The organism is Agathobacter rectalis ATCC 33656 (assembly GCF_000020605.1).
In the GTDB taxonomy this organism is placed as follows: Bacteria; Bacillota; Clostridia; order Lachnospirales; family Lachnospiraceae; genus Roseburia; species Roseburia rectalis.
The window spans coordinates 1,760,200-1,773,028 of sequence record NC_012781.1 but is presented as its reverse complement, the minus strand read 5'-3'; the positions used below and the strand labels follow the sequence as shown (position 1 = coordinate 1,773,028).

General features: G+C 43.4%; 9 protein-coding genes. All 9 read left to right on the top strand.

Annotation, left to right across the window (positions count from 1 at the left end; genetic code table 11):
- Window positions 1-20: 20 nt before the first annotated feature.
- Window positions 21-1,163 carry a tRNA guanosine(34) transglycosylase Tgt gene (tgt, locus tag EUBREC_RS08475; RefSeq protein ID WP_012742721.1) on the top strand — a complete coding sequence of 381 codons (1,143 nt, stop codon included), beginning with the start codon at window positions 21-23 and terminating at the stop codon, window positions 1,161-1,163.
- 120 nt (window positions 1,164-1,283) lie between these two features.
- Window positions 1,284-1,595 (top strand): preprotein translocase subunit YajC, encoded by a 312-nt coding sequence (yajC, locus tag EUBREC_RS08470; RefSeq protein ID WP_012742720.1) that lies wholly within the window; start codon window positions 1,284-1,286, stop codon window positions 1,593-1,595.
- Window positions 1,596-1,806: 211 nt separating this feature from the next.
- Window positions 1,807-2,907 (top strand): 3-isopropylmalate dehydrogenase, encoded by a 1,101-nt coding sequence (leuB, locus tag EUBREC_RS08465; protein WP_012742719.1) that lies wholly within the window; start codon window positions 1,807-1,809, stop codon window positions 2,905-2,907.
- Window positions 2,908-3,021: 114 nt separating this feature from the next.
- Window positions 3,022-4,701 carry a dihydroxy-acid dehydratase gene (ilvD, locus tag EUBREC_RS08460; RefSeq protein ID WP_012742718.1) on the top strand — a complete coding sequence of 560 codons (1,680 nt, stop codon included), beginning with the start codon at window positions 3,022-3,024 and terminating at the stop codon, window positions 4,699-4,701.
- Between the two features lie 85 nt (window positions 4,702-4,786).
- On the top strand, window positions 4,787-6,475 hold the full coding sequence (gene ilvB / locus EUBREC_RS08455) for a biosynthetic-type acetolactate synthase large subunit (RefSeq protein WP_012742717.1): 1,689 nt from the start codon (window positions 4,787-4,789) through the stop codon (window positions 6,473-6,475).
- A 1-nt stretch (window position 6,476) separates the two neighbouring features.
- Window positions 6,477-7,559 carry a 3-phosphoserine/phosphohydroxythreonine transaminase gene (serC, locus tag EUBREC_RS08450; protein WP_041254065.1) on the top strand — a complete coding sequence of 361 codons (1,083 nt, stop codon included), beginning with the start codon at window positions 6,477-6,479 and terminating at the stop codon, window positions 7,557-7,559.
- Entirely contained in the window at window positions 7,559-8,722 is a 1,164-nt protein-coding gene (locus EUBREC_RS08445) for a phosphoglycerate dehydrogenase (RefSeq protein WP_012742715.1), read from the top strand. The genes serC and EUBREC_RS08445 overlap by 1 nt, the downstream gene beginning before the upstream one ends.
- Before the next feature lie 139 nt (window positions 8,723-8,861).
- Window positions 8,862-9,773 (top strand): mechanosensitive ion channel family protein, encoded by a 912-nt coding sequence (locus tag EUBREC_RS08440; protein WP_012742714.1) that lies wholly within the window; start codon window positions 8,862-8,864, stop codon window positions 9,771-9,773.
- A 119-nt stretch (window positions 9,774-9,892) separates the two neighbouring features.
- Window positions 9,893-12,811: an insulinase family protein gene (locus EUBREC_RS08435; RefSeq protein ID WP_012742713.1), complete on the top strand. Its 2,919-nt coding sequence runs from the start codon at window positions 9,893-9,895 to the stop codon at window positions 12,809-12,811.
- Window positions 12,812-12,829: the final 18 nt, after the last annotated feature.

Below are 12,829 nucleotides of genomic sequence, written 5' to 3'. Positions count from 1 at the left end.
CAGGAGAATTAAACGAAAATATGGCTAAATATGAGTTACTAAAACAAGAGGGACGTGCCAAGAGAGGTACATTCCATACTGTGCATGGAGATATACAGACACCTGTATTTATGAATGTAGGAACAGTAGGTGCGATAAAGGGCGCTGTCTCTACGGACGATTTAAAGGAGATAAAGTGTCAGGTTGAGCTGTCAAATACATATCACCTGCATGTAAGAACCGGAGACAAAATCATTAAAGAGCTTGGCGGACTGCACAAATTCATGGTGTGGGACAGACCAATCCTTACAGATTCCGGCGGATTCCAGGTGTTTTCACTGGCAGGTCTTCGCAAAATAAAGGAGGAGGGTGTGTACTTCAACTCGCATATTGACGGTGCCAAGATATTTATGGGACCTGAGGAGAGCATGCAGATACAGTCAAACCTCGGCTCCACGATAGCTATGGCGTTTGACGAGTGCCCATCGAGTGTTGCAGACAGACAGTATGTGACAAACTCTGTAAACAGGACCGCGCGCTGGCTTGAGAGGTGCAAAAAGGAGATGGCACGCTTAAACAGCTTACCGGATACTATCAACAAGGAGCAGCTTTTATTCGGCATCAATCAGGGAGCTATTTATGATGATATAAGAATTGACCATGCAAAGCGCATTTCTGAGCTTGAGCTGGATGGATATGCTGTCGGCGGACTGGCGGTAGGAGAGAGCCATGAGGAGATGTACCATATTCTTGATGAAACAGTGCCTCATCTGCCTGTTAATAAGCCTACATACCTGATGGGAGTAGGAACTCCTGCCAATATACTTGAGGGCGTAGAGAGAGGAATCGACTTCTTTGACTGTGTATACCCAAGCAGAAACGGCCGTCACGGACATGTATACACGAATCACGGCAAGCTTAATCTGTTCAACCAGAAGTATCAGAAGGATATGCGTCCTATTGAGGAGGGCTGTAACTGTCCTGCCTGCCGCACATATTCGCGTGCATATATCAGGCATCTTTTAAAGGCAAAGGAGATGCTCGGAATGAGACTGTGCGTGCTCCATAATTTGTATTTCTACAACAACATGATGGAGGAGATAAGGGATTCGCTTGATGCAGGTCGTTTTGCCTCATACAAGGCTGAAAAGCTCTATGGAATGACACAGGGAGAGCAGAGCTAGCAGATAAATATAAAAAATCTCGAAAATGATAAAAAATCCTTGCCGTTAGCACGTTTAACGTGTATTATGGTAATAGTGCTTAGAACACATCAATTATAGAATATTTAGGAGGAACAATTGATGACATCAATTTTAGCAAACGGTCAGGCAGCAGGAACAATTGGAATGATTGTCTGGTTAGTAGTACTTTTCGCAGTTATGTATTTTCTTATGATCCGTCCACAGAAGAAGGAGCAGAAGAAAAAGGAGCTTATGCTTAATGAGGTTGCAACAGGAGACACAGTTCTTACAACAAGTGGATTCTACGGAACAGTTATCGATATCGAGGACGATACTGTAATCGTTGAGTTTGGTAACAACAAGAACTGCCGTATTCCAATGCAGAAGGCAGCTATCGCTGACCTTGAGAAAGCAGAGGATTCAGCTAAATAATGCACATTTGTAAAGCCGTCACATAAGTGGCGGTTTTCTTATTATCCGCATCTCTTGCAATAATAATAAAAAACTGTTATTATAGTATGCAGTTATTATAAGCTGCAGTTATAAATTGCATGAAAAAGTAAAATATCCCGGCATATTGAAATAACTACTTTAATGCTTTAATATAAGAATATGTATTTTTATGTAAAAGAGGTAAGAAATTATGGAATATAAAGTTGGTGTAATTTCCGGAGACGGAATCGGACCGGAGATAGTCACTGAGGCAAAAAAGGTATTGGACAAAATAGCAGACAAGTATGGACACAGCTTCAACTACACAGACATCCTTATGGGTGGCTGCTCAATTGATGCTACAGGTGTTCCTCTTACAGATGAGGCTATTGCGACTGCGCTTGATTCAGATGCGGTGCTGATGGGTTCTATCGGTGGCAACACAGCCACATCACCATGGTACAAGCTGGCCCCTGAGCTTCGTCCGGAGGCAGGACTTTTAAAGCTTAGAAAGTCGCTCAATCTGTTTGCAAATCTTAGACCGGCATACCTGTACAAGGAGCTTGCTGCAGCATGCCCGCTCCGCGCCGATATCATCGGAGACGGCTTTGATATGATGATTATGCGTGAGCTTACAGGAGGTCTTTACTTCGGAGCCAGAGAGACAAAAGAGGTGGACGGAGTTGTTACAGCCACAGATACACTGACATACAATGAGAATGAAATCAGAAGAATCGCAAAGCGAGGCTTCGATATAGCCATGAAGAGAAGGAAAAAGGTCACATCCGTAGACAAGGCAAATGTGCTTGATTCTTCCAGATTATGGAGAAAGATCGTCGAGGAGGTCGCAAAGGATTATCCGGAGGTTACATACGAGCATATGCTTGTTGATAACTGTGCAATGCAGCTTGTGAAGGATCCTAAGCAGTTTGATGTTATCCTCACAGAGAATATGTTTGGCGATATTTTATCAGATGAAGCAAGTATGGTGACAGGCTCAATCGGTATGCTTTCATCAGCAAGCCTTAACGATACAAAGTTCGGACTTTACGAGCCAAGTGGCGGATCTGCTCCTGATATCGCAGGAAAGGGCATTGCAAACCCTATCGCAACAATCCTTTCAGCAGCCATGATGCTTCGCTATTCATTTGATCTGGACAAGGAAGCACAGGCAATCGAGGATGCTGTAAAGCAGGTACTTAAGGAGGGCTATAGGACAATCGACATCATGCCACAGCCGGGGGAGACTACAGAGGGTATCACACAGGTAGGCACAGCACAGATGGGGGATCTCATCGCAGAACGTGTGTAGCTGCATGACCTATAATAGACAGCTAACAGGTTATAGATAAGCAGATCGTTGAGTATACAGTAGTAATGATGAAGCACTCAAAGAAATAGTCGGAGATAAATAAGGAGATAAAATATGATAAGTGATAACGCAAGAGCCGGAATGCAGCAGGCACCGGCAAGAAGTTTATTTAATGCTCTTGGTTTTACACCGGAGGAAATGAAAAAGCCTATGGTAGGAATCGTAAGCTCATTCAATGAGATTGTTCCGGGCCATATGAATATAGACAAAATCGTTGAGGCTGTAAAGCTTGGAGTTGCAGAGGCAGGAGGAGTGCCTGTAGTATTTCCTGCAATCGCAGTCTGCGATGGTATTGCAATGGGACATGTGGGTATGAAATATTCCCTTGTCACAAGAGATCTGATTGCAGATTCTACAGAGTGTATGGCAATCGCTCATCAGTTTGATGCACTTGTAATGGTCCCAAACTGTGACAAGAACGTGCCGGGACTTCTGATGGCGGCTGCACGTCTTAATCTGCCTACAGTATTTGTATCAGGCGGACCAATGCTCGCAGGCCACGTAAAGGGCAGAAAGAGAAGTCTTTCATCGATGTTTGAGGCTGTCGGCTCATACGCTGCCGGTACTATGACTGAGGATGATGTATGTGAGTATGAGAACAAGGTATGTCCTACCTGTGGTTCATGTTCGGGAATGTACACAGCCAACTCTATGAACTGTCTTACAGAGGCACTTGGTATGGGACTTCGCGGAAACGGAACAATACCTGCTGTATATTCAGAGCGTATACGTCTTGCAAAGCATGCCGGAATGGCTGTTATGGATATGTACAACAAGGGCATCAAGGCGAGAGATATCATCACAAAGGATGCAATAATGAACGCACTCACAGTTGATATGGCACTCGGCTGCTCTACAAACTCTATGCTTCATCTTCCGGCTATCGCTCATGAGATAGGCTTTGATTTTGATATCAGCTTTGCAAATCCAATCAGTGAGAGGACACCAAATCTCTGCCACCTTGCCCCGGCAGGCCCTACATATATGGAGGACTTAAACGAGGCCGGCGGTGTGTGGGCTGTCATGAAAGAGCTTGCTGATATCGGACTTTTAAATACAGATTGTATGACTGTTACAGGAAAGACAGTTGGAGAGAATATAAAGAATGCAGTCAATAGAGACCCTGAGGTCATCAGACCGGTAGACAATCCATATTCAAAGACCGGAGGACTGGCAGTGCTTAAAGGAAATCTGGCTCCGGACGGCTCTGTAGTAAAGCGTTCAGCAGTTGTCGATGAGATGATGGTTCATGAAGGCCCTGCAAGAGTATTTGACTGCGAGGAGGATGCAATTGCAGCAATAAAGGGCGGCAAGATCGTAGAGGGTGATGTAGTTGTCATCAGATACGAGGGACCAAAGGGCGGCCCTGGAATGAGAGAGATGCTTAACCCTACATCCGCTATTGCCGGAATGGGACTTGGAAGCTCTGTAGCACTCATCACAGACGGACGTTTTTCAGGAGCTTCAAGAGGAGCTTCAATAGGTCATGTTTCACCTGAGGCCGCAGTAGGCGGACCGATTGCCCTGGTTGAAGAGGGAGATATCATAAAGATTGATATTCCAAACATGAAGCTTGAGCTCGATGTGTCAGACGAGGTGCTTGCTGAGCGTAAGGCAAAGTGGCAGCCAAGGGAGCCGAAGGTTACAACAGGCTATTTGAAGAGATACGCAGCACTTGTTACATCAGGAAACAGAGGAGCCATCCTTGCACTTCCGGGCGAGCAGAACGCGTAGTATAAATTTTGATAGAAAATTCAGTACGAATAAGGCTTTCACCTATTATCGTAAAGGATTCGTATAAGAAAAAGAGGAATACAAGATGCAGTTAACAGGATCACAGGTTATTATAGAATGCTTAAAAGAACAGGGTGTTGACACAGTATTCGGTTATCCGGGAGGAGCCATCCTTAATGTCTATGACGAGCTCTACAAGCATCCGGAGATTAAGCATGTGCTGACCTCACATGAGCAGGGAGCAAGCCATGCGGCCGACGGCTATGCGAGAAGCACCGGAAAGGTTGGCGTCTGTCTGGCTACAAGCGGACCGGGGGCGACAAATCTGGTCACAGGAATTTCGACAGCATACATGGATTCGATTCCAATCGTCGCAATCACATGTAATGTCGGAGTCTCGTTACTTGGAAAGGACAGCTTTCAGGAGATAGATATTGCCGGAATTACAACGCCTGTAACCAAATACAGCTTTATTGTAAAGGATGTAGAGAAGCTTGCAGATACAATACGCAGAGCCTTCGATATAGCAAGAAAAGGCAGACCGGGTCCTGTGCTTGTGGATATTCCAAAGAATGTTACGGCAGATCTGGTAGAGTACACCAGGCAGGAAATCAAGCTTCCTGAGCGTGTGACAGAAACAATTACAGACAGTGACATTGATAATGCAATTGAACTCATAAAAGCATCCAAAAAGCCATATATATTTGTAGGAGGCGGAGTGGTTCTCTCCGGAGCAAGCAAAGAGCTTAAGGAATTTGTAGACAAGGTGAATGCACCTGTTTGCGATACGCTCATGGGCAAGGGTGCATATGATGGCACAAGTGATAACTACACAGGCATGCTTGGTATGCATGGCACAAAGACCTCAAACCTTGGAGTTTCAGAGTGCGACCTTTTGATTGCGATTGGTACACGTTTTTCGGACAGAGTGCTTGGCAATCCTAAAAAGTTTGCAGACCAGGCCAAGATATTACAGTTTGATGTAGATGCAGCAGAGATTAATAAAAATATCCGTGTTACATCGAGTGTTATAGGCGATGTGAAGGAAATACTTACACGCATCAACAAAAAGCTCACACAGCTTGACCACAATTCATGGGTTGAGCATGTGCTTGCATATGCAAAGACTTTTCCTCTTACATATCACAAAGAAGGACTTAGCGGACCATTTGTTATTGAAAAAATCTATGAAATGACAAAAGGAAATGCTATAATGGTTACTGAGGTCGGTCAGCATCAGATGTGGGCAGCCCAGTATTACAAATACAGCAAGCCGAGAACTCTTCTTACATCAGGAGGTCTTGGTACCATGGGATACGGTCTCGGTGCTGCAATCGGTGCCCAGACAGCTAATCCTGACAGGACTGTAGTCAACATTGCAGGTGACGGATGCTTCAGAATGAACATGAACGAGCTTGCAACAGCTTCAAGAGAAAAGCTTCCTCTTATCGAGGTTATAATAAACAACCATGTACTTGGAATGGTACGCCAGTGGCAGACTCTTTTTTATGAGAAGCATTACTCGGCAACCGTACTCGATGATGGGGTGGATTATGTAAAGCTTTCAGAAGCAATGGGAGCCACCGCACGACGTGTTAAGACCCAGGAAGAATTTGAAAAAGCATTTGCAGATGCCTTAAAGAGCAAGACACCGTTTGTCATCGATTGTATCATTGATTCAGATGACAAGGTATGGCCTATGGTTGCACCGGGCAAGCCTATCAACGAGTCTTTCGATGAAGAGGACTACAATGCGACACAAGGAGGAAATTAGAGTGAGTAGAGTTTACAATTTTTCAGCAGGACCTGCAGTTTTACCTGAGGAGGTATTGCAGGAAGCAGCAGCAGAGATGATGGATTATAAGGGAAGCGGAATGTCGGTTATGGAGATGAGCCACAGATCTAAATGGTTTGATGACATTATCAAGGATGCCGAGAAGGATCTCCGCGAGCTTATGAATATACCTGACAATTACAAGGTACTTTTCCTTCAGGGTGGTGCTTCACAGTTCTTCGCTGAGGTACCGATGAACCTTATGAAAAATAAAAAAGCAGGATACATTATCACAGGTCAGTGGGCTAAAAAGGCGTTTGCCGAGGCTAAGATTTACGGAGACGCCGTAGAGCTTGCTTCGTCTGCAGATGAGACCTTCTCATACATACCTGACTGCTCGGATTTACCAATCACAGATGATATGGATTATGTATACATTTGCGAGAACAATACTATCTACGGAACAAAGTACAAGAAGCTTCCAAACACAAAGGGAAAGAACCTTGTAGCTGATGTATCTTCATGCTTCTTATCAGAGCCTGTAGATGTATCAAAATATGCTGTTATCTATGGCGGAGTACAGAAGAATGTAGGACCTGCCGGAGTAGTTATAGCAATTATCAGAGAGGACCTTATCACAGATGATTGTCTACCGGGCACACCAACCATGCTCAAGTGGAAGACTCAGGCCGATAATGATTCTCTTTACAATACACCACCATGCTACGGCATCTATATCTGTGGCAAGGTATTCAAATGGCTCAAGAAGATGGGCGGTCTTTCAGTTATGAAGGAGAGAAATGAGGAGAAGGCCAAGATTCTCTACGATTTCCTTGATCAGAGCAAGCTCTTTAAGGGAACAGTAAGAAAAGAGGACAGATCACTCATGAATGTTCCGTTTGTAACAGGAGATGCAGAGCTTGATGCCAAGTTTGTAAAGGAGGCAACTGCAGCCGGATTTGTAAACCTTAAGGGACACCGTACAGTTGGCGGAATGAGAGCATCTATCTACAATGCTATGCCAAAAGAGGGCGTTGAGAAGCTTGTAGAGTTTATGAAGAAGTTTGAGGAGGAGAATGCATAATGTTTAATTACACATGCTTAAACCCAATCGCAGGAGTAGGACTTGACCTGTTCTCTGACGATTATAAAAAGGTTGATGATATTAAGGATGCAGATGCAGCACTTGTAAGAAGTGCCGCTATGCATGACATGGAGCTTGGTGACAAGGTGCTTGCTGTGGCAAGAGCTGGAGCAGGAGTAAACAATATTCCGCTTGACAAGTGTGCCGAGCAGGGAATCGTTGTATTCAACACACCGGGAGCCAATGCAAACGGTGTTAAGGAGCTTGTGTTTGCCGGAATGCTTTATGCATCAAGAGATATCGTTGGAGGTATCGACTGGTGTCTTGCAAACCAGAACGATGAGAATATTGCGAAGACAGCCGAGAAGCAGAAAAAGAACTTTGCAGGAACAGAGATTTCAGGCAAGAAGCTCGGTGTTATCGGACTTGGAGCCATCGGTGTACTTGTTGCAAATGCTGCAGTACATATGGGCATGGATGTTTACGGATATGATCCATACATCTCAGTAAATGCTGCATGGAACCTTTCAAGAAGCGTTAAGCATATCAGCAATGTTGAGGACATCTACAAGAACTGTGATTTCATCACAATCCATGTACCTCTTCTTGATTCAACAAAGAAGATGGTAAACGCTGATGCTATTGCAATGATGAAGCCAACCGCTATCGTATTAAATTTTGCCAGAGATCTTCTTGTTGATGAAGAGGCTATGGTAGATGCACTTGCCAAGGGAAAGGTTAAGAAGTACGTTTCAGATTTCCCCAACAACACAACTGTTGGAGCAAAGGGCTGCATCGTAACACCTCATCTTGGAGCATCTACAGCAGAGTCAGAGGACAATTGTGCAGTTATGGCTGTCAAGGAGCTGAGAGATTACTTAGAGAATGGTAATATCGTTCATTCAGTAAACTTCCCTGACTGCAGCATGGGTGCATGCACAGCTTCAGGCAGAGTCGGAATCCTTCACAAGAATGTTAAGGGTATGATTGGACAGATTACAACAGCTCTTGCAGAGGCTGATATCAATGTATCTGATCTGACAAACAAGGGCAAGGGTGACTATGCATATTCTCTTCTTGATCTTGATTCAGCTATTGATGCTTCTACCGTTGAGAAGCTTTCTGCCATTGACGGAGTGCTCAGAGTGAGAGTTATTAAATAGTGAATTAATATTTGATTTAAATACTGATCCCCCATATTTTATATGGGGGATTTAGTGGGTTATAAGGAAGTAACAAATATAGAAAATATATAAGAAATATAAGAGATATAAAAGATATAAGAGATATATAGGAGATTATATGATCAGACAAATTCTTGGTGAAGTATCAGTGCCGGTTGCAAATACCGAGGTACAGCAGGTTATTGAAAACCCGGGCATTGTAAAGACATATCTGGAGAAGTATATGCCATCGCTTATCAGCTTTCTCGTGCAGCTTGTTGTTGCGATAGTGATACTGCTTATAGGTATTAAGGTGATTAAATCAGTCGTAAAAATAATTAAAAAAGGATTTGATAAAAGCAGAATGGACGCTGCAGTGGCATCATTCCTAGCAAATGTTATTAAATACTTTTTGTATTTTATTCTTGTCATGGCGCTGCTTTCGGGCTTTGGAGTGGCGACAGGCTCTGTTATAGCGGTTCTTGGCTCTGCCGGACTTACTGTAGGTATGGCATTGCAGGGCAGCCTGTCGAATTTCGCAGGAGGTGTGCTTATTCTTTTGATGAAGCCGTTTAGCGTGGGCGATTACATAGTTGACGGTTCAAGTGGTACAGAGGGCACTGTAAAGGATATAAATCTGTTTTATACAAGGCTTTTGACAATAGATAACAAGATGGTTATGATACCAAACGGAAAGCTTGCTGATTCGTGTATCACAAATGTATCTATGATGGATAAGAGGATGCTTGATTTGAGAGTAACAGTATCCTACAGCACAGATTTAGCATTCGCAAAGAGTGTGCTGGAATCTGTTGTCACATCAGCAGATACGATGCTTCGCGATGAGCCGAGCAATGTGTTTGTGAGTGAGCTGCAGGATTCGGCAATAGAGCTCGGTGCGAGAATCTGGGTGAAGAACGAGGATTACTGGAACACAAAATGGCAGCTTACAGAAGAAATTAAAACAGCATTTGATAAAAATAACATCGAAATTCCGTTTCCACAGATGGATATTAATATTCAGAAGAGGAGCATAGACTCTGACTGTTAAAGCCGGGTGTTGCAGAATATTACTTTAACAGATTTTTTGTGGTAAATATACTTATAATTTAACTATAATATGTAAAAATGTGGTATACTATCATCATCGCATTTTAGGAGGAATAATTGATGACAATTCACGATTTGGCTGAATACGAGATTTTAGATGAGCACAGAGTGGAGGATGTCCAGTCGGATGGATTCATTCTGAGACACAAAAAAAGTGGTGCAAGGATTGCCATTTTATCAAATAATGATGATAATAAGGTATTTTATATAGGCTTCAGGACTCCGCCGGAGGATGAGACGGGTGTACCGCATATTATTGAACATACCACGCTCTGCGGTTCAAAGAAGTTCCCGGTAAAGGATCCCTTCATTGAGCTGGCAAAGGGCTCGCTCAATACATTTTTAAATGCCATGACATACCCTGACAAGACAGTTTATCCTGTTGCCAGCTGCAATGATCAGGATTTTAAGAATCTCATGGATGTGTATCTGGATGCAGTGTTTAATCCGAATATCACAAAGTACGAGGAGATTTTCAAGCAGGAGGGCTGGCACTACGAGCTTACAGGCAAGGATGATGAGCTTAAGATAAACGGAGTGGTGTACAATGAGATGAAGGGAGCATACTCATCGCCGGATGAGGTGCTTTCAAGCCAGATTTACCGCTCACTGTTTCCGGACAATACCTACAGCAAGGATTCTGGCGGTAATCCGGAGTATATTCCTAAGCTTACGTATGAAGCATATCTGGACTTCTATCACAAGTATTATCATCCATCCAATTCATACATTTATCTGTATGGTGATATGGATGTTGTCGAGAGACTTGAGTGGCTGGATAAGGAATATCTGAGTCTGTATGATTATAAAAAAGTTAATTCAGAAATTAATAAACAGCCTGCATTTGATGAAATAAAGAATGTTGAGGCGCAGTATTCAATTACCATGGATGATACACAGGAAAATAAGACTTATCTATCTTATAACCGTGTGGTAGGGGATACGCTTGATGAGATGCTCTATCAGGCATTTGATGTGCTTGACTATGCACTTGTCAGCTCACCGGGAGCACCGGTGAAACAGGCATTGATAGATGCGGGAATCGGTGATGATGTGTATGGCTCATACGATGCGGGCATTTTGCAGCCGGTATTTTCGTTTGTGGCAAAGAATGCCAATGCATCTCAGGCAGATGAGTTTGAAAGTATTATAGAAAACACTCTTAAAGAGGTTGTTAAAACAGGAATTAATAAAGAAGCATTGCTCGCGGGAATCAACAGCAGCGAGTTCAAATTCAGGGAGGCTGACTTCGGACAGTTCCCTAAGGGTCTTCTTTTTGGATTAAACTGTTTAGACAGCTGGCTGTTTGATGATATGAAGCCTTTTATACATCTGGAGTGTCTTGGTACCTTTGCAAAGCTTCGAAAGGCTGTAGATACGGATTATTTTGAAAAGCTTATACAGGAGTATCTGCTTGACAATACCCATGGTTCATCTGTCACGGTAAAGCCGAAGCGTGGCCTTGGCAATGAGAGGGAGGAGGCTTTGGCAAAGGAGCTTTCCGATTACAAGGCATCTCTTTCAGATGAAGAGATTAAAAAGCTGATTGAGGATACAGAGCATTTAAAGAAATACCAGGAGGAGCCTTCGTCGGATGAGGACCTGCGCAAGCTTCCAATGCTTACAAGAGCGGATATGAAAAAGAATGCTATGCCTTTTTCAAACATTGAGGATGAACTTTTGGATGTAAAGGTTGTGCGTCATGACATAGAGTCAAACGGCATTGATTATATATCATTTTTATTTGATGCAGGTGATTTTGCTCAGAGTGAGCTTGGCTATCTTGGCTTCTTTACAAACGCACTCGGGCTGGTGAGCACCGAAAAGTACAGCTATACCGATTTAGCCAATGCTACCAACATATATACCGGCGGAATCAGCACAGGTACTGCAAGTCACCCGGATATTAAGGATAGAAATAATTTCGTGTTTAAGTTTGAGGTGAAGCTTAAGGTGTTGGAGAAAAATCTTGACAAGGCACTTGAGCTTATGGAGCAGATGCTTCTTTCATCGGATTTTACAGATACAAAGAGACTGGGTGAGCTTGTAGCGCAGATTAAGGCAAGGCTTCAGGCTAACCTTAGCAGTTCCGGTCATCTGGTTGCAGCTATGCGAAGCATGTCGAGCTTCTCGCGCTACGCACTTTATCAGGACGAGCTAAAGGGAGTTGCTTTTTACCGCTCTATATGCCGCATAGAAAAGGAACTTTCCGAGTCACCAAAGAGTGTGTCAGATAAGCTTGCTGCAATAGCCAAAAAGCTGTTTGCAAGAAACAGAATGCTTATCAGCTTTACCGGAAATAACGAGGCATACGGCAATGCAAAGCCTTCGTTGGAAAAAGTTATAGCAGGATTTAATAAAATGAGTGCTGTAGGCAATCAGGCAGAGGTTCATTTTAATACAGCAAAGGAAGCATTTATTGATGCATCCCAGATACAGTATGTGGCAAAAACAGGTGATTTCATCTGCGAGGGCTATGAATACACCGGAGCACTGAGACTGCTGCGTATCATCTTAAGCTATGATTATCTCTGGATAAATGTCAGGGTAAAGGGTGGTGCTTACGGCTGCATGAATACATTCCTTAGAAGCGGAGAGAGCTACTTTGTCTCATATCGAGACCCTAATCTGTCAGACACACTTGATGTCTATGACAGAATACCTGAGTATATAAAGAACTTTTCACCTGATGAGAGGGATATGACCAAGTATATTATCGGTACCTTCAGTGCTCTTGATACGCCTATGAATCCGGAAGCAAAGGGTAGCAGATCACTGTCTGCATATCTCGAGGGTATTACCTACGAGCAGATTCAAAAGGAGAGAAATGAGATACTAAATGCACAGCCGGAGGATATCAGACGGCTTGCAGACCTTGTAGAGGCAGTACTTAAGAAGGACAGTATATGTGTCATCGGCAATGAAAATATGATTAAAGAGTCGGCAGGGCTCTTTGAGAATGTTGAAAAGCTTATATAAATACAGATTCACATAGGA